General features: G+C 36.0%; 17 protein-coding genes and 1 tRNA gene. 8 read left to right on the forward strand and 10 right to left on the reverse strand.

Features of this window, described 5'->3' with window-relative positions; translation table 11 throughout:
- Window positions 1-237 precede the first annotated feature (237 nt).
- On the reverse strand, window positions 238-1,023 hold the full coding sequence (locus tag DIT68_RS09725; protein ID WP_109359613.1) for a DUF3108 domain-containing protein: 786 nt from the start codon (window positions 1,021-1,023) through the stop codon (window positions 238-240).
- Between the two features lie 147 nt (window positions 1,024-1,170).
- Here DIT68_RS09725 and cls point away from each other — a divergent pair, with 147 nt between their 5' ends.
- On the forward strand, window positions 1,171-2,628 hold the full coding sequence (gene cls, locus DIT68_RS09730; protein WP_109359614.1) for a cardiolipin synthase: 1,458 nt from the start codon (window positions 1,171-1,173) through the stop codon (window positions 2,626-2,628).
- A gap of 626 nt (window positions 2,629-3,254) precedes the next feature.
- On the opposite strand, the gene DIT68_RS09735 is transcribed toward cls, so the two are convergent.
- A complete protein-coding gene (locus DIT68_RS09735) occupies window positions 3,255-4,523 on the reverse strand; it encodes a DEAD/DEAH box helicase (RefSeq protein ID WP_109359615.1) in 1,269 nt (422 codons plus the stop codon).
- A 361-nt stretch (window positions 4,524-4,884) separates the two neighbouring features.
- Window positions 4,885-5,520, reverse strand: coding sequence for a carboxymuconolactone decarboxylase family protein (locus DIT68_RS09740; protein ID WP_109359616.1), 636 nt, complete (start codon window positions 5,518-5,520; stop codon window positions 4,885-4,887).
- A 235-nt stretch (window positions 5,521-5,755) separates the two neighbouring features.
- Here DIT68_RS09740 and DIT68_RS09745 point away from each other — a divergent pair, with 235 nt between their 5' ends.
- The 5 genes from DIT68_RS09745 to DIT68_RS09770 all read left to right on the forward strand — a co-directional run bounded on the left by DIT68_RS09745 (window position 5,756) and on the right by DIT68_RS09770 (window position 13,376).
- Entirely contained in the window at window positions 5,756-6,592 is an 837-nt protein-coding gene (locus DIT68_RS09745; protein WP_109359762.1) for a universal stress protein, read from the forward strand.
- Window positions 6,593-6,897: 305 nt separating this feature from the next.
- On the forward strand, window positions 6,898-9,006 hold the full coding sequence (pta, locus tag DIT68_RS09750; protein ID WP_109359617.1) for a phosphate acetyltransferase: 2,109 nt from the start codon (window positions 6,898-6,900) through the stop codon (window positions 9,004-9,006).
- Window positions 9,007-9,015: 9 nt separating this feature from the next.
- Window positions 9,016-10,206, forward strand: coding sequence for an acetate/propionate family kinase (locus tag DIT68_RS09755; RefSeq protein ID WP_109359618.1), 1,191 nt, complete (start codon window positions 9,016-9,018; stop codon window positions 10,204-10,206).
- Window positions 10,207-10,389: 183 nt separating this feature from the next.
- The gene (locus tag DIT68_RS09760; RefSeq protein WP_109359619.1) at window positions 10,390-11,607 is read left to right on the forward strand and encodes a metallophosphoesterase; all 1,218 of its coding nucleotides are present in this window, start codon (window positions 10,390-10,392) and stop codon (window positions 11,605-11,607) included.
- Window positions 11,608-12,500: 893 nt separating this feature from the next.
- Window positions 12,501-13,376, forward strand: a complete 876-nt coding sequence (locus DIT68_RS09770) for an OmpA/MotB family protein (protein WP_109359621.1) — start codon at window positions 12,501-12,503, stop codon at window positions 13,374-13,376.
- Between the two features lie 66 nt (window positions 13,377-13,442).
- Here the strand turns inward: DIT68_RS09770 and DIT68_RS09775 are convergent, their stop codons facing one another.
- The 7 genes from DIT68_RS09775 to DIT68_RS09805 form a co-directional block, all read right to left on the reverse strand.
- A complete protein-coding gene (locus DIT68_RS09775) occupies window positions 13,443-14,189 on the reverse strand; it encodes an SDR family NAD(P)-dependent oxidoreductase (protein WP_109359622.1) in 747 nt (248 codons plus the stop codon).
- Between the two features lie 885 nt (window positions 14,190-15,074).
- On the reverse strand, window positions 15,075-15,881 hold the full coding sequence (locus DIT68_RS09780) for an AAA family ATPase (RefSeq protein WP_146194180.1): 807 nt from the start codon (window positions 15,879-15,881) through the stop codon (window positions 15,075-15,077).
- A 303-nt stretch (window positions 15,882-16,184) separates the two neighbouring features.
- Window positions 16,185-16,427, reverse strand: a complete 243-nt coding sequence (locus DIT68_RS16690; RefSeq protein ID WP_109359624.1) for a four helix bundle protein — start codon at window positions 16,425-16,427, stop codon at window positions 16,185-16,187.
- 361 nt (window positions 16,428-16,788) lie between these two features.
- Window positions 16,789-16,864: transfer RNA gene (locus DIT68_RS09790), tRNA-Met, on the reverse strand.
- 169 nt (window positions 16,865-17,033) lie between these two features.
- On the reverse strand, window positions 17,034-18,515 hold the full coding sequence (cysS, locus tag DIT68_RS09795; RefSeq protein ID WP_109359625.1) for a cysteine--tRNA ligase: 1,482 nt from the start codon (window positions 18,513-18,515) through the stop codon (window positions 17,034-17,036).
- Between the two features lie 146 nt (window positions 18,516-18,661).
- Window positions 18,662-19,618, reverse strand: a complete 957-nt coding sequence (locus DIT68_RS09800) for an NAD-dependent epimerase/dehydratase family protein (RefSeq protein ID WP_109359626.1) — start codon at window positions 19,616-19,618, stop codon at window positions 18,662-18,664.
- 214 nt (window positions 19,619-19,832) lie between these two features.
- Complete coding sequence (locus DIT68_RS09805; RefSeq protein WP_109359627.1) at window positions 19,833-20,189, reverse strand: four helix bundle protein; 357 nt, start codon at window positions 20,187-20,189, stop codon at window positions 19,833-19,835.
- A gap of 400 nt (window positions 20,190-20,589) precedes the next feature.
- Between DIT68_RS09805 and DIT68_RS09810 the strand changes: the two genes are divergently transcribed.
- Together DIT68_RS09810 and hppD are read left to right on the forward strand one after the other, a co-directional pair.
- Window positions 20,590-21,759, forward strand: coding sequence for a homogentisate 1,2-dioxygenase (locus DIT68_RS09810; RefSeq protein ID WP_109359628.1), 1,170 nt, complete (start codon window positions 20,590-20,592; stop codon window positions 21,757-21,759).
- Between the two features lie 39 nt (window positions 21,760-21,798).
- Entirely contained in the window at window positions 21,799-22,959 is a 1,161-nt protein-coding gene (hppD, locus tag DIT68_RS09815; RefSeq protein ID WP_109359629.1) for a 4-hydroxyphenylpyruvate dioxygenase, read from the forward strand.
- Window positions 22,960-22,977: the final 18 nt, after the last annotated feature.

Consider the following 22,977-nt stretch of genomic DNA (forward strand, 5'->3'; position numbering starts at 1 on the left):
ACTAAAACTTCTTTTATATCAAAATACTTTATAAGCTCCTCAGGTAAAACATGAGATATTAAGGATGAGTTCATCGATGTTTTTAGTAGGTAAAATTAATCAAATCCCCTTAAAATTCACATGACCCGAAAAAATCTACCTTGTCTATCATAGACTTAAAACGATTGATTTTACTGATCAAACAAAAAAACGCTCAATATTTCTACTGAGCGTTTCCTTTTAAAAGGGGTTCAATTTTTATTTTTTGGCAATATCTCCAACCAATCCTTCCCATCCTACTAGGTGCATTCTAATGCTCCCCACTGGAATTTTAGCTTTTACTAAAACGGGAATCCTGTTGGCATCATTGGTTACCCAAAACTCTACATCATCTGGGTCTTCAAAGTATCTTCCCTCTTGCACCACAGGTTGAAACTTTAAACATTCAAATGTTCCTTTACGAATGCTAACATCTTCTTTTCCTACATATCTCACTTTTAAAGGAAATATTTCCTCATCCATAAAAACTTTAAATTCAGAAATTTCTCCCACTCGCATACTAGAAAAATCCAGTGTTCGGGCATAATAAAAAGATGAAATCATATCTTGGATTCCCATGGGAACTTTAAAAGACTTTCCTTTTTCAGTAATTACTTTTTGTTTGTCCTGCTTAAAGACATATTCTTGCTCTTTTTCGTAACCACCTTCATTAATATCGCGAACAAACAACCACGGAAAAACACCTTCTTTATCGACATAAGATTCATAAACATCTTCTACTTTATAAAACCAGTTGAATGCGCCGAGTGTTTTACCTTCACCTTTTACGTGGTATAGAGGCCTTCCATTTGCTCCTTTTTTATAGGTTTCTTTTACTGTTAAAATAGCTTCGCCAGCATCCACAATTCCGTAGCTAATTCTATAAGTTAATTTTTCTCCACTCGTAAAACTTTTACTTTGAACTTTGGGATAATAAATTTTCGTTGAGCTAGTCATTCCAACTAGCAATGCCGACATTATAAGTATTGAAATAATTGTTTTCATAGCTTTTAAATTTGATTCAATGCACAAGAAGCAAAAAACTTGCCACACTACTTTTTCAAGTTTTTTTTACTAATTTCAAAAAATGTAATTTATTGAATGAAAAATGAAGTGTAACAAGTCTAAAAACGATTTTAAAGCGGAGATAGTATGTGGATAGCTTGGTGGGCAATACAAATTATATATGCAGTAATTGTAATCGCAGTTTCCATTCGTATTATTTATGATACACAAAGTTCATCAAAAACGCTTGCTTATTTATTGTTTGTGATTTTGGTTCCTGTTCTTGGTATAATCTTCTATTTGTCCATAGGAATTAACTACAGGAAACGAAAAATGTACTCCAAAAAGCTCATAAAAGATGCGGAGCTGTCTGCAAAGTTAAAAAATCAGGTTTTAGAGTATGCCAAATCAACTTACATGAATTCCAAACCTTTATTAAAGGATTACAAGAAGTTGATAAACATGATCACAACGGATACTTCGAGCAGTATATCCGATAACAATAGAGTGAAATTGCTGCTAAATGGCGAGAAAATGTTTCCAGAAGCATTGGAATCGATGAGCAATGCTAAACACCACATTCATATTCAATTTTATATTTTTGAAAATGACATAATCGGAAATCAAATTGTAGACTTGTTGATTGAAAAAGCACAGGAAGGTGTAGAGGTGAGGTTTATCTATGACGATTTTGGAAGTAAAGCGGTAAGGGGAAAATTGCACAAAAAAATGGAAGCCGGTGGAGTAAAAGTTTTTCCTTTTTCTAAGATCGTATTCATTTACTTGGCCAATCGAATGAATTATAGAAACCACAGAAAGATAATTATTGTGGATGGGAAAGAGGCCTTTGTAGGCGGAATTAATGTGAGCGATAAATACATCAATCATCCTGAGGCTCATCAAATGTACTGGCGAGATACGCATATTCAATTGAACGGACATTCTGTATATTTCCTGCAACATACTTTTTTGTGTGATTGGAACTTTTGTGCAAATGACGAGGTAACACCGAGCGATAAGTATTTCCCCCCACCGGAGAGCTTCACCTTGAATGATAATAAAATTGTACAGATTGTTGCCAGTGGACCAGATTCTCCAACACCAACTATCCTCTATTCTTTATTGCAAGCTATCAATTTGGCCAAAGAAGAGGTGCTAATTACAACGCCTTATTTTATACCGGGAGAAAGTATGATAGAGGCAATAGCAGTGGCTGCTTTAGGTGGTGTTAAAATAAAATTACTCGTTCCAGGAAAGTCCGATTCAAAAATAGTAAGTATAGCCTCCCGCTTTTATTTTAGTGAATTATTGAGGGCAGGTGTTGAAATTTACCTTTACCAAAAAGGCTTTGTGCATGCAAAAACAATGGTAGTTGATGATAGGGTTGCAATAGTGGGAACAGCAAATATGGATTATAGAAGTTTTGATCTTAATTTTGAGGTAAACGCGATTGTCTACGATGAAGAAACAACAGCAGAGCTAAAAGCTGCTTTTTATCAAGACCTTCAAGAATCAGAAAAAATTATTCCTGAAGAATGGTATAATCGTTCCAAAAGAGCGAAGCTGTTGGAGAGAACTGTGAGACTAGGCTCTCCATTACTCTAATTGTTTTAATCGCTTATCGGATACTTCGCCGTAAATTTATCGAATCAAGCATTCCATTCCGCGGCGAACTGACAAGCTTCTTCGAAAGTTTTTATTGATGACCAATTGAAAAAGAGATTCGTGTAGGATAATCTTAGTCTTGGGGCGTATTCAAACGAGATTAAGATTTCTACGGTCGCAGGCTATTTTAAGATGATGATAAAAAGAAAAGCAGTGAAAACTTCACTGCTTTATCTAAATAGTGCCTGAACGGAAACACATCAAAAATAAACTATTTTAAATGCCTATCCGATACTTTACCAGTAAATATGTCTAAGCCAACCATAATTTGATTCAGCGGTAAACTAACAAGATCCTTCGCAAATTTCTATTTCCAACCAGTTGAAAAAAGAAATCCGCTTCAGGATGACATTAAGCTTTTCCCCTCTCACTTGCTTCCCAGCGCCTACAACTGTCATCCTGATCAGGGTTGAAAATTAAGATTTTCAACCCTGGAAGGATCTGGCCTGGTTAATAGAGAGTACTTTTTATTAGTGTAGTAAATTAAATAGCTGGTAAAGTTCCCGATAAGCATTCTAAATTATAAAATTCGTCTGTTTCCGACCAAGCACTAAATGTTTAAAACCTTAATCTCTTCTTGGGGATTTCCCTCTGGAATTGTTCCCTTTTTTTCCCTGTGGTCTTCTTCCTCTTCCACCGCCTCCACCACGGCCACGTTGTTGTGGATTTGCAGGCTTAACAGATTTATCTTCTATTTCTTCCTCTACCTCAGGATGAGCTTGCATTACAGGAACTTTCTGTTTTATTAGTTTTTCAATTCCTCTCAAAAAGGCGCGTTCATCATTGGCACAGAAAGATAGAGCAATACCGCTTGCGTGAGCACGACCTGTTCGTCCAATTCTATGGACATAAGTTTCTGCCACATTGGGCAACTCGTAGTTAATCACTAAAGATAAGTCATCAACATCAATTCCTCTTGCTGCAATATCTGTAGCAATCAATACTTGAATAGATCCCTCTTTGAATCCACCTAAGGCTGCTTCTCGTTGTGGTTGTGACTTATTTCCGTGAATCGCGGCAGATTTTATACCTGCCTTATCCAGTTTTTTTACGATTTTATTCGCTCCATGTTTAGTGCGCGAAAAAACCAAAACAGATTCTCCTGGACGTTCTTTAATCAGGTGAGTTAAAAGCTCTACCTTATTCTCTTTACTCACAAAATAAACTCCTTGGTCTACTTTTTCAGCCGTTGCTTGTTGAGGCTTAATGGTAACTTGTTCAAACTCGCCCAAAATTTTCCTGGACAATTCAACAATTGATTTCGGCATGGTTGCAGAAAAGAAAAGCGATTGTCTTTTTGGAGGAAGTTTAGCAATTATTTTCTTGATGTCATGAATAAAACCCATGTCCAACATTTGGTCTGCTTCATCCAAAACAACAAAGTCTAAATCGCGAAAAGAAAGGTGACCCTGGTCTTCTAAATCAAGCAAACGACCTGGAGTAGCCACTAAAATATCGACACCTTGTTTAAGGCGAGCCACTTGTTTTGTTTGTTTTACACCTCCGTAAATCACTGTGGTTCTTAAACCCGTGTGTCTACCATAATTCTTAAAGCTTTCATCAATTTGAATGGCTAATTCACGCGTTGGAGTAACGACCAAAGCGCGAACTTTACGTTTTCCTTTCGAATGCGCATTAGCATTGTATAAATGATGTAAAATTGGAATTCCAAAAGCGGCAGTTTTACCTGTTCCGGTTTGTGCCACACCTAAAAGGTCTTTTCCCTTCAATAAGATAGGAATAGATTGTTCTTGAATGGGAGTTGGATTTTCGTAGCCTTCTTCTTCGAGGGCTTTTAATATAGGGTCGGCTAAGCCGAGTTGTTTAAATGTCATGTATTATATATAAGTTGCAAAGATACAATTTTAATGTTGAATTGTTAATGTTTAATTATTAACGCGATAGGGGTGTTTGTTGTAATGTTTAACTATTAATGTGGTAGGGGTTTTGTAATGGTCAAGGTTTAATTGTTATCGTGTTTTTTTGAATTCACCTGAGCTGAAAATCCGTGATTATCCCGATAACAAATGCGGGACAAGTTCCGCGTTCCATTATAGCGCAAACCATTTGCTAGGGAATGGAACTTAAATTATTTCACTACTGGTAAAATATCCTGATGGGCTTTTTGATTAAAAATGATAGCATTCTTCTATTAATTTTGCATGCCAAAACAGTTTTCGTCTCTTCAATATTCAATTAGTCTTTAGCAAACTTATTACCTGCCAAGCCTAACAAGCTGCGCGAAACACTGTGAATAATCACAAATGGCAGTGCTAAAATTCCAGAAATCATCATTCCTAATTCGTAAAATAAGGAGCTGTCTTTAAACTTATTTCCTTTCAATCTCGCTTGAAAAGCACTTACAGGGATTCCATACATGTTTCCTGCAATCATCACTTGACATGCAGCCAGAATAATTTCAGCTTTTTCCTCTCCATATTCTTCGACAATAGAATCGTAAGCATATTTTTTTGGTTTTCCTGTTTCATCTGCAAAATGTTGAGCAAAAACTATGGCCTTTGCCTCTTCAGGTCTTATAAAATTGTCTTTTCCACTTAAAAAACTGCTGATTTCTTCATTGCTCATCCCTTGCTTTAAGGCCATTTTTGTATGCTGATAGGAGCATGCTGCACAACCGTTTACTTCGGTTACCGCTAGTTGTAATCGCTCAACGAAATCTGGATGCAATAAAGCACTTTTCTTATTTTTTGATAAAATGGAAAATGCTCCTGCCGCATAAATAAAGGAGTTATACATTTGTGCAAAGCTAAATTTACGCTTAAACTCTGCCCTTGAACTTATTTCTTGAGGTATAGTGATGTCCTGTTTCATTTTTTTATTTTTTAATCGAGCCAACAGCGCAAGTTAAGCACAACAGGTGGAAAAGGGTGTAACAATAGTCACGTTGACTTGCTGAATTATTTCGTTTCCGTGAGTTGAAGATCATGTTTAGGATACTGTACACTTCTTTTTACCAAATTGTTAACATTTTTAAAACTGATAAAAATCAGCCTGATTTTAGCCTCTAAACTCTTTAGTAATGTCTAACTTAGAGGAAAAATTCACTATGAAGAACATAATATTACCAACAGATTTTTCTCACAATTCTTGGAACGCCATTGCTTATGCGGTGCAATTGTTTAAGAATGAAGAATGCAATTTTTTCTTGTTGAATACTTATAAGCTCACTGTTTACGGAGCTGAATTCACAGTTCAAAACCCAGCTGAATTTGGCTTATTAGAAACCATCAAAACAGCTTCAAAAGATGGGTTGGAAAAGATGAGTCGGCGAATTCAGGACTATTTCAAAAATCCAAAACACACCATAACACAAGTTTCTTCATTCAATTCTATTTCTGGTGCAACTGATGAATTGCAAAGAGAGCATAAAATTGATTTCATTGTAATGGGAACGAAAGGAGCAACTGGAGCGATGAAAGTTCTTTTCGGTTCAAACACGGTTGATGTACTAAACGATGCGAAATGTCCAACTTTGGCGATTCCTAACGATTTGGAATTTGAAACTCCAAAAAATATATTGTTTCCTTCCGATTACAAAATTGAGTTTAAAGAAAATCATTTAAAACCAATTCTTGATATCGCAACTCAGTACCAATCAAAAGTAAATAGTTTACACGTTTATTTTGAGCGAAAACTGAGTGTTAAACAGATTGAAAATAGAAATCTTTTGGAGGCTTACTTTGAGGGAACAGATTTTGAATTACACACCAAGGAGGATAAAAAGATTCCTGAAGTGGTAAAGTCCTTCCAAAAGGAACACAACATTAATTTATTGGTAATGATCAATAACAAACATTCCTTCTTTGAGAATTTATTTTTCAAGAACAAAATCAATGAAATAGGTTTTGATTTAGAAATTCCATTTTTGGTAATTCCTTCATAAGTAGAATAAATACAGTCTCTTAATTAGATCAAATTCGTGTTTTGGTTTAAAAAAACGCTTAAAAACAAATTATTAATTTGGTGTTAAGCGTTTTTTAAACTAACATCAGAGTATAAACGCTTAATGCCTGTTTAAATCCAATTTTCTCTGCTAAGCCTTTTCTCAATTCCTGATTCTTTACCACTTTAAAATGCCATTAAAATGACATATAATCGGGTAAAATTGACTTGCTTTATGGAGTGTTATCCTTAAGTTTGTTGGAATTAAGGAAATAATAGTTTTTAAATAAAATAGCTACGCTAATCATGAGAAAAGCAGCCAATAAAGCAGTTTACATTGCAACAACAGAGCCCAACAGCGGAAAATCTATCCTGTCCTTAGGATTGATGCAATTATTGTTGGGGAAAGCTTCAAAAGTGGGGTATTTCAGACCCATTATAGATGATTTCAAGGAAGGAAAAATCGATAATCACATCAATACTGTCATTCGTTATTTCAATTTAGATTTAAAATTTGAAGACGCTTTTGCCTATACCAGAAGTCAGTTTATTCGACTGAAAAATGACAACAAAGACGATGAAGTTATAGCTAAGATTATCGATAAATATAAGGCGGTTGAAGAACGTTTTGACTTCGTATTGGTGGAAGGAACCAGTTTTACAGGTGAAGGATCTATCGGAGAATTTGATATCAACGTTTTGATTGCCAAAAATCTTGGTGTTCCAGCCATTGTACTTGAGAGTGGAGTGGGAAAAACACTAAATGAATTGGTGGGAAACTTGCGCATGGCCTACGATACTTTTAGTGACAAAGGTGTTGAAGTACTATCAGTAATTGCCAATAAGGTGGAACAAGACAACATCACTTTGGTGACTGATGAATTAACAAAACATTTTCCTGCGAATGTAATCGTAAATGCCATTCCAGTGAATCCTGTTTTGGCAAATCCATCCATTAAAGAAATCGTTAAAGTTCTGGATGCTAAAGTTTTGTTTGGACACGATTTCATAAATAATCAAGCCGGATACTTTAGTGTTGGAGCCATGCAGTTGCCCAATTATTTGAATCATTTAAATAAGAATGACAGTTTGGTGATTACACCCGGAGATAGGGCAGACCTTATTCTTGGCGCTTTACAAGCCAATGTTTCAGATAATTACCCTAGTGTTTCTGGAATTGTGCTAACAGGAGGCTTAGTGCCGGCAGAGTCGATCAATAAATTGATCAAAGGACTGTCGGATGTTGTGCCTATTATTGCCGTAAATGGCGGGACTTTCGCTGTGGTAAACGCAATTGGGGCTATAAAATCTCAGATTTATGCCGAGAACACGCAAAAGATTGATACTTCAATTAAAGATTTTGAGAAATATGTGAAGGTGGATGAACTGATTGAGCGTTTAATCACTTTTGAAACAAAGGCAGTAACACCGAGAATGTTCCAATACAATTTGTTGAAAAAAGCAAAATCTAAAAAGAAGCATATTGTTTTGCCAGAAGGACTGGATGAACGCGTACTGAGGGCTACCAAACAATTAATCGATGTGGATGCCGCTGAACTTACTTTGCTTGGTGACAAAAAGAAAATTGCCGAAAAAATCACAGCCCTTGATTTGGAGCTAGATTTAGATAAAATAAACATCATTAATCCGGTAGCATCTGAATATTTTGAGGACTATGCAAACACGCTTTTCGAATTGCGTAAACACAAAAATGTTAATCTTGTGATGGCAAAAGATTTAATGGAAGATGTTTCTTACTTTGGATCAATGATGGTGTACAAAGGCGATGCCGATGGAATGGTCTCTGGGGCAATTCATACAACGCAACATACCATTCGTCCGGCCTTACAGTTTATTAAAACGAAACCAGATGCTTCAATAGTTTCCTCTGTGTTTTTTATGTGTTTAGAAGACCGGGTTTCAGTCTACGGAGATTGTGCCATAAATCCAAATCCAAATGCCGAGGAATTGGCGGAAATAGCTATTTCTTCTGCTGCAACGAGCGTAGCTTTTGACATAGATCCAAAAATTGCCATGTTGTCTTATTCTTCCGGATCTTCGGGAGTGGGAGAAGACGTGGAAAGAGTAAGGGAGGCAACTCAAATCGTAAAATCAAAACGACCAGATTTGAAAGTCGAAGGTCCAATTCAATACGACGCCGCGGTAGATATGAATGTTGGGAAATTAAAACTTCCAGAATCTGAGGTTGCCGGACAAGCCAATGTATTTATTTTTCCAGATTTGAATACAGGAAATAATACTTATAAAGCAGTCCAAAGAGAAACGAAAGCTTTGGCAATTGGACCCATTATTCAAGGGTTAAATAAACCGGTCAACGATTTAAGTAGAGGGTGTACCATCGAAGATATTTTCAATACGGTAGTTGTTACAGCTATTCAAGCGCAAGACATTTAAAATAATAGAATGAAGATTTTAATACTCAATTCAGGAAGTTCTTCCATAAAATTTCAATTGATTGAAATGCCATCGGAAGTATTGGTGTGTAGTGGATTATTGGAAAAAGTGGGCTCCGAAGACGCTATCGTAAATTATAAAAAAGACGGCGTCAATTTTAAACAAACAAAAGCGATTTTCAATTATAATGAGGGACTTCAAAATATAGCAGAGCTTTTATTGGACAGTGAGAATGGTGTAATAAAAACAAGGGATGAAATTGAAGTGATTGGTCACCGTGTCGTTCACGGAGGAAACTTGTTTTCAGCTACCACACTGATTACTCCTGAGGTGAAAACCGAAATTGAAAAATGTATTCCTTTGGCACCTTTGCATAATCCTGCGAATTTAGAGGGAATTGTTGTAGCAGAACAACGTTTTCCGAATGCTAAGCAAGTGGCTGTTTTTGATACTGCTTTTCATCAAACGATTCCAGAAAAAGCCAACAGATTTGCTATTCCTAAGAAATTGTTTGAAGATGAGGCAATTCAAGTTTATGGTTTCCATGGCATTAGTCATAAATATGTTTCAGAAAAAGCAAATGCATATTTAGGACTCGAAAAATCTAAAATCATCACGATTCATTTAGGAAATGGTTGCAGCATGACCGCAATAAAAGATGGATTAAGTATAGATCACAGTCTCGGGTTTACGCCTTCAAATGGTTTAATTATGGGAACGAGAAGTGGTGATATTGACCATGGGGTGTTGTTCTATTTAGTGAATACCTTGGGTTATTCTTTGGATGAGGTCAACAAATTGCTTACGAAAGAAAGTGGTATGCTGGGTCTCACGGGCTACAGTGATTTAAGAGATATTATTTCACAGGCTGAAAAAGGAGACAGAGATTGTGTTCTGGCTTTAGAAATGAATGCTTACCGCATTAAAAAATACATAGGATCTTATATTTCAGCGATGAATGGAGTGGATGCTATTGTTTTTACTGCTGGAATTGGGGAAAATGCTTCAATTATTCGTAAAAAAGCGTGTGAAGACATGGATTTCTTTGGTATTTCAATTGATGAAGACAAAAACGAACAAAATTCTAAAGAAATTAGAGAAATCAGTGAGGAGAATGCTAAGGTGAAGGTCATGGTGATTCCAACGAATGAGGAATTGGAGATTGCAAAGCAGGCGTATTTCTTAGTGGTGAATGGGTGATTTTTTGTGTTTTGCGTTTAGTTCTCCCACAGATTTGGCATATTATCGCGGAAGGGTTTGTGGGATGTTTTTCTCCCGCGGATTTCGCAGATTAGGGCAGAAGGGTTTGTTGAGGTGTTTTTCTCACGCGGATTCTTGTAGAAGTTTTTTGTCTTCAGCGTTTTAGGGTAAATAGTAATTACAATGAAAAAAGTATCTTTATTTCAAATTGTTTTATTGTGTATAGCAATTTTATTGATTGATATTGCTGCTTTTTATTGGCTGCAGGCGATTACTCAATTTATAGATTCTCCAATTTTACAAACTCTGATTAAGCTCCTTTTTTGGGTCTTTACCTTTGGGTTAATCACTTCTATTTTAGTGCTAAAAGTTACGCTAGATAAACTAAATCCCATCAGGAAACAAAGGTGGATTGGGCGTTTTTATGGTTTGGGAATTTTGTCTTTTGCACCAAAATTGATTTTTGTAGTGGTCATTTCATCACTCTATTTTACTAATTTTCTATTCTCCGAAAGAGCGTCTTTCTTAATTATAACGCTCGTTGGATTATTGTCTGGGTTTCTGCCTTTTTTCGTTATTCTTTACGGGATATTTAAGGCGCTTTATCGCTTTAAAGTTTATCATGAAACCATGGAATTTAGTCAGTTACCCAAATCTTTCGATGGATTAAAGATTGTTCAAATTTCAGATTTACATTTAGGAAGTTTTAATTCTGCTTTTAAAAAATTGGAACCTGCTATTGAGAAGATTAATTCATTAAATCCGGATTATATAGTTATCACAGGAGATTTAGTGAACAATTTTGCAGCAGAACTGCGGGGTTGGGATCATGTTTTTAATCAATTAAAAGCAACAGAAGGAAAATATGCTATTCTGGGAAATCACGATTATGGGGATTATAGCGAATGGAAATCACCCAAAGCAAAGCGAAAAAACTTTGAGTTGATTCAGTACTTTTTCAAGAAAATCGATTTTAAATTACTGATGAATGAAGCGGTAGTTCTTTCTAAAAATGATGAGGAAATAGCGTTAGTGGGAGTAGAAAACTGGGGTAAACCACCCTTCAAACAATATGGAGATTTAGAGAAATCTTTGGAGAAAGTCAAAAATATACCATTTAAAATATTGCTTTCTCATGATCCCACACACTGGACAGAAGAAGTAATTGATAGAACAGATGTTTCTTTAATGCTCGCGGGGCATACCCATGGAATGCAAGCTGGTTTTCAGTATAAAAATTTGAAATGGAGTCCGATAAAATACAAATTCAAACATTGGGCGGGTTTATACCAACACAAGGAACAATATTTATATGTGAATCGTGGTTTGGGTTGGTTGGGTTTTCCAGCAAGAATTGGAATGCGTCCTGAAATTACTTTGATAGAGTTGAAGAGTAATTAAATATTTTTATAGTCTAAACATTCTGTTATCCAAGGTTTTTTCTGAATTCTGTACTTTTCTTGTCAGGCTCAATTTCTTGAGCAGTCAAAGGGTATTCTATTTTATATTTCGCCAAAACTCTATTTTTTCATGAGTTTTGGCGGAATATGATTTTGTTGTACTCTCTAATTTGCTGGTTTATTGTCGCTAGATGTGGTTTTGAGTGAAGAAAATCACAGACAGAATGATTAAGATGGTCCAAAGGGCAGTTCGCATCCAGTTTTTAGTTCCCAGTTTTTCGCAAGCTTTCTCTATGGGTTTGTTGTTGTGGATACTAAAATGCAAAGGGACAAATATTTTAAATGTGGTTAGCCAAAGCACAACAATGATAACGCTGCTTGAAATCGTGTACCAATTTTGAGCTTGAATAAGTTGAAGAAGCGCGATAGAGATTTGTGAAAGCATTAAGGGCATAACAACAATTGAGAACCGTTGGGTATATTTTTGATGCCACACAAATAAGTTCTCCGCTGAAAAATGGACGAAACTTGGATAAATAACGAGTTGCACTATCCAAATAAGGACAAATAGTCCGAAATCGATAAGCAAGCGGAATAAGTCTAAAGTCATTAAAATATTTTTCTTTAAAATTAAATTGTTTCTACTCGGAAACAGACATGTCTTAAAATTAGTGTATGTTTCTGAAAAGCTTCAAATAGTATACAATGCAAAAGCGATCATTTTTGTTCATTCTAATGGGAAAAGAATTTCTCTTTATTCAAATTAATTTGTTCCAGTTTTTTTAATCTCAAAGCTTTGTTTTCCTCTAATTTTCTCATTTTCAAGTTGGATTAATGATTATTAACAAATAGAATGCTTTATTATGTTTAGTTTGGTATTAAAATTCAAAAGCAATGAAAAAACTAATATTTATGCCATTTTTATTGAGTGTGGTCTTCCTAAGCTCTTGTGTGAGTCAGAAGAAATATACAGCCTCTTTAAATCAAAATTCAACGCTTGAAACGCAATTGGCCAATTGTACCGAGGAGTTAAATGAGAGCAAAAACAAACGATTGATCTTAGAATCGGATTTATCGAATGAGCGAAATAAATCGCAAAATTTGAATCAACAATTAGAATATTTTAAAAGTACAAACTCTAATTTAATAGATCAGTTATCTGCGCTTTCTGTGGTAAGCCAGTCAGGTGCGGAAAGCATTAAAAAGTCTTTGGAGGCCTTAAACGAGCAAAATAAATACATTAAAGACTTAACGAGTTCCATGCAAAGAAAGGATTCGATTAACCTGTCTTTGGTAATGAATCTTAAACGTTCTTTAGATAATTTTGATGATGAAGACATTTCTATTGAGGTAAAGAAAGGAGTCGTGTACGTTTCAATTTCAGACAAAATGTTATTTAAATCTGGAAGTTACAGAGTAGGAACTCAAGCAGAGGAAGTGTTGGGGAAAATTGCAAAAATCATTAATGACCACAAAGAACTAGATGTTTTGGTCGAAGGACACACCGATAATGTTCCAATTTCAACAGATTGCATGACAGATAACTGGGATTTGAGCGCAAAAAGAGCGACTTCAATCGTGCGGTTAATGCAAAACAAATTCGCTGTTGATCCTGCAAGAATGACGGCTGGAGGACGTTCTGAGTATGTTCCAAAAATGTCAAACGAAACCGCAAAAGGAAAAGCAATTAACAGAAGAACAGAAATCATTATTTTACCAAAATTAGATCAATTCTTTAAATTGTTAGAGCCGCCAGTTTCTAAGAATTAACCTTCATTTTTATTTTATATCCCGCCATAACTACATTAAATAAAGAGTTTTGGCGGGATATGTTTTTTACCTCAATTTTATAGAACCTCCGTCAGCCATTACCGTTTGGCCAGTCATATATTGACTATCATCGCTTAAAAGGAAAGCAACAATTGGTGCTACATCTTTTTCCGGGTCACCAAATCTCTTCAGAGGGATTTTATCTTTGGATTCTTTGTATTGCTCTGGGAAATTTTCTTTCCAATGTTTTACACCATCTGTTAACGCCATGGGACAAACAACATTCACACGAATATTATCATTTGCCCATTCATTGGCAGCCACTCGACTTAATCCTCGAATTGCCTCTTTTGCTGCTGCGTAACTCGCTTGATTTTTTTGACCTTCTAACCCTGCTCCAGAACCAAAGTTTACGATTGCTCCACCATTCTTTGACAATTCCGAATAGGCAGATTTCATAAAATATAAAGTTGCATTCAGCCCAGTTCCAAAGGACAAAGCCCAATCTTCTTCCGTTAAGTCCATCAATGGTTTTTGTCGAGAAGCATGTGCGTTATTTACGAGACCCGTTAGTTTTCCAAATTTTGAAACAGCTAATTTTACTGCTTCTTCTGCCGTTGATTTTTTTGAAACGTCGCCTTTCATAAAAACTACTTTGGCAGGATTTTCCTCTTCCTTTTTCTTTCCTGCTTCATCGTTGATATCAACTGCTATAATTTTCGCCCCACGTTGAGCCAAAACATTCGTTATCGCACCACCAATTCCAGACGCGCCACCTGTTACGATAATGACTTGATTTTCTAAATTTTTCATATTGTGTTTTTTCAAATGCTCTCTACTTACCAAATGTGAGAGGTAAGCATATAAGATAGTCAAATTTTATGGCTTTTATGAGCTGGCCTTCACTTTGTGGTGGATTTTAGTGTTTTTTTGGAATTGTGGGGGAGGGGTGGCGATTTATGTTTCCTTGAAGGTTAAGTGCTCTGATAATCAATGGTACTTTACTAGAAAAAGCACTTGTTTTAATCCCCGAAAGTAGTAGCGAAGACTACAGTTATGGATGGAGTAGGGAAAGAGCTTCGCGCTAAACAATCGATGCTATTACCCGCTCACTGCATTATGGGCTTTCAGGACTGGAAACAAGAAGCGCAGGGCAAAAAGCCTACGTTGCCGAACTTTGTATAATGCACGAAAACAACTGAAAAATAAATAATTGTGGGCAAAAAAACGAATAGGATTCTTGTAGCAAAGCTTAGTTGAAAGCTAATCTTGTAATGGAAGAGTTTTTACTGAAACTTTAATAATCCAATGTGGTTACCCACGATCATATCGGTTCTTTATGACGAAAGTAACTATCTAAAAACCAATTATTGGAAGTGAAATTAACAAATAACGATAATCAAGAAGAGATTTAGTCGGAAGCCCGAGAACTCCTCGGTCGTTTAACTCCTTCGGAATGTAAGGTGTTATATATTATCGATTGAGGAAAGTTGCTTATCGATTATCATTCCGAAAACACCGAGTATTGAGGAGTCTCTTTTGTTGTTCGGAAAAATCTTTAATAACTCATATTAAACCAAACTCAAAGGTTTTAAATTGAAATTATTGGTAACTCTAAGAGGAATCAAATTATTCAATTTATAACAGTACTTTCTTCTATAAAAGTAAGGGGTTTTTATTAGATTTTTTCGTTGATTTTTAATTCATTTTATTAAACGCATTAAACAGGTCATCCTTTGTCAACAACTGCAAATCTTGCTCGTTTATAAAACTCATCATACTTAATCGCTGTGCTTGAGAGATTTTACACTCTTCAAATAACTTCCTCACCCATCTGGCATTTCCGAAAAATTCTGTTTTTGTATTGAGCTTCTCGCCGATGCGAGTTTGCAATAATGTATCTGCTTGTTGGTCTAATGTGTAAGACGACTTTTCAAGATAAAACATAAAAATCTCCTGTAGTTCCTTCTGATTAAAGTCTTTGAAAATATAATTTTTATTGAATCTAGACGGTAAACCTGGATTACTTTCCAAAAACTGTTTCATCGGTTCTTGATAACCAGCAACAATAACCACTAGGTTATCGCGATCGTCTTCCATTCGTTTGAGTAGAACCTCAATTACTTCTTGTCCAAAATCATTCCCACCTCTTGAAGTAAGTGCATACGCCTCATCAATAAACAGGACTCCATGCATGGCTTTGTCGATCAATTTATTGGTTTTTACTGCCGTTTGCCCAACAAATTCTGCAACAAGATCTTGTCGACTGGCTTCCACTAGCACTTCCTTTTTGATGATCCCCAGTGACTTATATTTCCTAGCTAGTAATCGCGCCACGGTAGTTTTTCCTGTACCTGGAGAACCCATGAAAACAGCGTGCATTCCTGCCATGTCAGTACTTAAACCACTTTCTTTTCGTCGTTTAAGGATTTCAATGTAGCGCGCCATTTCTTCGATTTCTTGCTTGATATTGTCTAAACCAATTAAGCCGTTCAGTTCAGACAATATGTCCGCTAGCGTCTCCTCATGGTATTCTTCGTATCCAAACTGATAACATTGTCTCAGATCAGGTAAATGAATTTGCCGTAACTCTTCATACGATAGTTGACTGCTGCCATTCGCGTTTTCAGCAATCTGTCTAAAACGTTGGCAACTAGTGATTTTCTGAAGTTTCTTCTGTTTAGTCTGTAAATATATTCATTTATGTAGTCTTGTAGTTTATCCCAATCGCAATAAGAATGCGTTCCTCTAAGCCAATTGTTGAAATTTCGTATTTGAATGTGTAATTCTTTGAAATTAGCATCATTACTAGATTTGCTTTAGTTTCTTATGTGTTTCTTTCAAAGGCTGGTAAGAAGCCCACCCGTCGGTTACTACATTAGCTTCTGTTGAAATATGATCTTCAAAAATTGACGCCCTGGCTGTTGTAAAGTAGTTTTTTCTATCTTTTTTTGAAAATTTCCCAGAACCTTCTGCAATGTTGAGAGTTACGCTAAATGAAGCTCGTCCCAATTGATCATTAGCGTAGCGGTCAAAGTTAATATCGAGAATTAAATCTTTACAGGAAGATTGAAATTGTTTCGCTTTTTATAAACGATTAGCTTTTGAAAATCAAACATGATATCTAGATTCTAAGTGGTTTATTCTTATGAAGATAAGGATTCTTTTTAAAAGAGAGATTCAATATTGTGGGTTTCTTTGGGGTGAAAGGCTTTTTCAGAGTGAGAAAGAGAGTGGGTGCAGAAATAAAAAACCAGAGGATAAACTTCGCTTTCGCTCTGTTTCTCACTCTGTGTAATCGGTGCTGGTTTTATGGAGTGAGGTACAAAAGAAAAAAGCAGAGTGCAATGAGCCCGCTGAGTAAATATTGTAAAACCAAAAATGGCAACTGATTTCTCAATTGCCATTTTAATGGTAGCGGGGACAGGACTCGAACCTATGACCTTCGGGTTATGAGCCCGACGAGCTACCAACTGCTCCACCCCGCAATATATCTTTGTGTAATTTTATCTAATTCGATGCGCTTGCGTTACGCTTTCCGTATTCAAACGGATTGCAAAGATACGGACATTTAATTGATTTCAAAATGTTTTAGTGAAATAATTTGACAATAAATCACAAAGACCTATACATTAAGTCTTTAAGAACAACCTATTTCTATTGAATTTTCCATGTTGCACCCTCTTTATCGTCTTTTATGACAATTTTCGCTTCATTCAATTTATCTCGAATGGCATCCGCTGTTGTCCAATCTTTGTTTTCTCTGGCTTGTTGTCGCATTTGAAGCACCAATTCCATCACTGTTTCCAGACTTTCATTGTTCCCTTCCTGCTCTTCTGAAAGTTCAGCTAAGCCCAAAATGTCAAATACAAATGCATTCAATTCCTTTGTTAATCTTTCTTTGTCAGTTGCAGAAATAGTTGCTTTTCCTGAATTTACAGCTTGAATATATTTCGCTGCATCAAATAAATGAGCTACTAAAACTGGTGTATTAAAATCATCATTCATCGCGGTGTAGAACTTCTGAATTAAAGCTTCAACATCAATGGATGATTTTTCACTGGTTTTAATTTCTTTTAAAACTTGTATTGCTTCCATTAAACGAAGGAAGCCTTTTTCTGAGGAGTTTAAAGCTTCTGCGCTAAAATCTAAAACACTCGCATAATGTGCTTGCATCATAAAGAAACGCACAACAATTGGGTGATACGCTCTTCCTAAAACCTCGTTGTTTCCTGAGAATAATTCTTCTGGAAGCAAAGTGTTTCCTGTTGATTTACTCATTTTCTTTCCGTTCAAGGTCAACATGTTAGCATGCATCCAATAATTTACAGGCTTTTCTCCCGTGGCTGCTGTTCCTTGTGCGATTTCACATTCATGATGTGGGAATTTTAAGTCCATTCCTCCTCCATGAATATCAAATTTTTCTCCCAAATATTTGGTGCTCATTGCAGAACATTCCAAGTGCCAACCCGGAAATCCTAAGCCCCAAGGCGAAGGCCACTTCATGATGTGTTCTGGTTTGGCATTTTTCCATAAAGCGAAATCAAGCGGAGACTTTTTCTCTTCTTGTCCATCGAGTGAACGTGTTCCAGCGACTAAATCTTCGATTCTGCGTTTTGAAAGTTCACCGTAATTATTGCTCTCATTATATTTTTCAACATCAAAGTAAACTGAACCATTGGCTTCGTAAGCAAATCCATTATCAATGATGTCTAAAATCATTTCGATTTGTTCTATAATATGCCCCGTAGCAGTTGGTTCTATGCTTGGTGGTAGATTATTAAATTGTTGCAATACTTTATGAAAATCTAAAGTATAACGCTGAACGATTTCCATGGGTTCCAATTGTTCCAATCTTGCTTTTTTTGCAATTTTATCTTCTCCTTCCTCCGCATCATTTTCAAGATGTCCAGCGTCAGTAATATTTCTTACGTAGCGTACTTTATAGCCTAAGTGCATTAAATAGCGATAAATAACATCAAAAGAAATAAAGGTACGACAGTTTCCCAAGTGAACATCACTGTAAACAGTTGGTCCACAAACGTAAAGTCCAACAAATCCATCTAGGATGGATGTGAATACTTCTTTTTCTCCAGTTAAACTGTTGTTTATTTTGAGTTCGTTTTCTTTATATAGCATTGGAAAATATTTTGAAATCTTTTAACTGCTAAATTACTAAATTTGGTACAGTAAAAGTAAATGCTAGAGCTCAATTATAAACCCTAGCATTTGAAATGAAATATTTAGAAATATCAATCATTTATATTTCTTATGGAAAGCTGATGTTATTTGTCAAACAAAAGTTTGGTGTCTACATTGTTAAGCATGATATTTACGATCTTTTTTAAGTCATATTCATGCTTCCAGCCCCAGTCTTTTTGAGCGCTTTCATCGTTAATTGATTCCGGCCATGAATCAGCAATTTGTTGTCTGAAATCTGGTTTGTAGTTCACTTTAAAATCTGGAATCTGATTCTTGATTTCTTCTTTTAGATCTTCCGGCGTAAAACTAATTCCACCTAAATTATAAGAATTGCGGATTTTAATTTTGCTTGCTGGAGCCTCCATTAATTCAACCGTGGCACGAACAGCGTCGTCCATATACATCATAGGAAGTGCAGTTTCTTCATTCACAAAACAAGTATATTCTGCATTTTGCTTTGCATGATAGAAAATATCAACGGCATAGTCTGTGGTTCCGCCTCCAGGAAGAGAAGTGTGTGAAATTAACCCAGGGTAACGAATACTGCGTACATCAACGCCGTATTTCTCATGATACCATGCGCACCATTGTTCCCCCGCTTGTTTGGATATTCCGTAAACTGTGCTCGGTTCCATTATGGTATGTTGTGGTGTGTTTCGCTTTGGAGTGGTTGGACCAAAAACAGCGATCGAACTCGGCCAGAATACTTTCTTAATGTGCCCGTCTTTTGCTAAGTCTAAAACATTGAATAACCCCTCCATGTTTAGTTTCCAAGCGAATTTTGGGTCTTTTTCAGCTGTTGCAGATAATAATGCAGCCAATAGGTACACATCGGTTATGTTTTCTTCTTTAACAATTGAAGACAATTTATCGTTATCAAGTACATCTAAAGCAACATAATTGGAGTTTTTTAAGGCTTTTGGACATTCTTCTTTAATATCGGAAGCCAAAACAGCTTCTTTGCCGAATTTCTCTTCCAATAATAGCACGAGTTCTGAACCAATTTGACCTCCTGCACCGATAACTAAAATCTTTTTCATAGTTTACTTTTTTCTAGTTACAAATATAAGTACTTGCCACGACTATAGAATTAAAGTTAGATACTTTTCTTTGTTTTAGGCTTTAGGCTGTATGCTTTACGCTGTATGCCATATGCTATTTGCTTTGTGGTTATAGCCTACGGCCTACCGCATAAAGCATGCCGCCTACAGCTTACCGCATAAAGCCTACCGCCCACAGCCTACCGCCCTAAATTCATCCACCAATCAGTCTTTGACTTAAACTATACATTTTACTTTTCAATATATTTATACGTTGATCAATTTGTATATAGGTTTTTTCATCAATGTAGCTAAGGTCTTTAGAAAGCAATATGAAATACTCTAATTCGTGAGCCGAACCTAAGGAATATTGTAGAAAACGATTAAATTCTTTATCAGATTGTCGTCCCGCTCCTTCGCTAATATTTGAAGGTATGGAATAGGCTGCTCTTTGCATTTGAGATATAATTTGAAATCGTTCCTTAGATGGGAATTCTTGGGTGATTTGATAAATGTTTAATGTTAAGGCGTGACTCAATTTCCAAATGTCATATTTTTTGAAATTCCTCATATTTAAAGTGATTATAGTTAATATATCCTCTCTAGATAAGCAAATATTTCATCTTTTAGGTTCAACATCCTTTTTTTTACAACTAGAATGGGGTTGATGTTTTACGCTGCATGCTATGCGCTTTATGCTTTATGCTATACGCGCTAGGCATACGGCCTAAAGCTTACAGCCTAAAGCCTACCGCCCAAAACCTGACCAAATTCGAATTCCTAATTAAAACATTCGTAATTCGTAATTGAATTATGTATATTTGTGTGAATTAAGAATTTCCTTTTTTATGAATTTATTCGAGAGTTTAAATACCAAAAGAAAAGCATTGTTGAAACGCGATCCAGAGTGATTTCGTTGTTAATCTTGAGTCCGCTAATAAATCACATCAATTCATTTTAAATTTAAATTTATGCCGTTTTATACAAAACTTGGTAAAATTCCTCATAAAAGACATACAACTTTTAAGAAAGAAGAAGGGGGTTATTACTATGAACAATTATTTGGAACAGAAGGTTTTAGTGGTACAGCCTCTTTAATCTATCATGTTCATCGCCCAACGATGGTGAAAGAGATAGGCAATACAATAGACCTTACTCCGCATGCAGCACTAGAAAAATCTGTTAGAAGTCAGATGCTTAGTGGGTTTAATGTAAGATCGGAGGAGGACTTCTTGAACAGCCGTAAAATCGTTATGTTTAATGATGATTTAAATATTGCGTTGGCTGCTCCTCAAAACTCTATGGAAGATTACTTCTATAAAAATGCGGATGCAGATGAAATGCTCTTCGTTCATGAAGGAACAGGAACATTGAAGACAATGCTGGGGAATATTCCTTTCGGACCCGGAGATTACTTAATTGTACCAAGAGGTATTATTTATCAAATTCATTTTGATGGAACAGAAAACCGCATGTTTATCGTGGAATCGTTTTCTCCAATGTACACGCCAAAAAGATATAGAAATGAGTTTGGACAATTGATGGAGCACTCGCCATTTTGTGAAAGAGATTTTAGAGCGCCAAGTGAACTAGAAACACATAATGCCAAGGGAGATTTCCTAATCAAAATTAAAAAGCAAAATGTACTGCATCATTTAACCTACGCTTCACATCCCTTTGATGTTGTAGGTTGGGATGGTTACAATTTTCCTTATGCGATTAACATCAAAGATTTTGAACCCATTACAGGACGCGTTCATTTACCACCACCAATTCATCAACAGTTTGAAGCCCATAACTTTGTAATCTGTTCATTTGTACCAAGAATGTACGATTACCACCCAGAAGCTGTTCCTGCACCTTATAATCACAGTAACATTGATTCAGATGAATTGCTTTACTACGTGGATGGAGACTTTATGTCAAGAAACCACATAGAAAAAGGGTTTATTTCCTTACACCCAATGGGAATTCCTCATGGACCACACCCAGGTGCAATGGAAAGAAGTATTGGTAAAACTGAAACTGGAGAAACTGCAGTAATGGTGGATACCTTTAAGCCACTAAAACTAACACAAACGGCATTGGATATTAGTGATCCTGATTACGTTTACAGTTGGTTAGAAGAGGAGGATAAATAGTTAAGTAAAGAATATAAAAACAATCATAAAAATATTGCAATGGCAAAAGATATTAAGAATGTAGAATACGGATTAGAAAAAATATTTGACGGAGCACAAGACTTTCTTCCTTTATTGGGAACAGATTATGTTGAGTTTTACGTGGGAAATGCAAAGCAAGCAGCTCACTTTTATAAAACAGCTTTCGGATTTCAATCTCATGCTTATGCAGGTTTAGAAACTGGTGTAAAAGACAAAGCTTCTTATGTTTTAAAACAAGACAAAATTAGAATTGTATTGACAACAGCTTTGAAAAGCGATTCAGAAATTGGAGAGCACGTAAAGAAACACGGTGACGGAGTAAAAATCGTTGCTTTATGGGTAGATGATGCGCGTAAATCTTACGAGGAAACAGTGAAAAGAGGAGCGAAATCTTACATGGAGCCCACTGTAGAAACAGACGAGCACGGAGAAGTTGTTCGCGCTGGAATTTATACTTACGGAGAGACAGTTCACATGTTTGTTGAGCGCAAGAACTACAAAGGAGAATTTCTACCAGGCTTTAGAAAGTGGGAGTCTGATTATAATCCAGAGCCTGTTGGATTGAAGTTCATCGACCACATGGTAGGAAACGTGGGTTGGAACGAAATGAATACTTGGGTAAAATGGTACGAAGATGTTATGGGCTTTGTTAACTTCCTTTCTTTCGATGACAAACAAATTACAACGGAATATTCAGCATTGATGTCTAAAGTAATGTCAAACGGAAATGGTCGTATCAAATTCCCAATTAACGAACCTGCTGAAGGAAAGAAAAAATCTCAAATTGAAGAGTATTTAGATTTCTATGAAGGTTCAGGAGTTCAGCATATTGCCGTGGCTACAGATGATATTTTAAAAACGGTTGCCGAAATGCGCAAAAGAGGAATTGAATTCTTAAGTACACCTCCGAAAACATATTATGATGACGTGCCTTTACGATTAGATAAACACGATCATAAACTTCAAGAGGATATCAACCAATTGAGAGAACTGGGAATAATGATTGATGCTGACGAAGAAGGTTATTTATTACAAATCTTTACAAAACCGGTTGAAGATCGTCCAACCTTGTTCTTTGAAGTAATTCAAAGAATGGGAGCAAAAGGATTTGGTGCGGGTAACTTTAAGGCATTGTTCGAATCTATTGAGCGCGAACAAGAATTAAGAGGTACTTTGTAAAAACGTGTAAAAACAAAT

Origin of the sequence: Brumimicrobium oceani (assembly GCF_003143775.1) — a bacterium.
In the GTDB taxonomy this organism is placed as follows: domain Bacteria; phylum Bacteroidota; class Bacteroidia; order Flavobacteriales_D; family Crocinitomicaceae; genus Brumimicrobium; species Brumimicrobium oceani.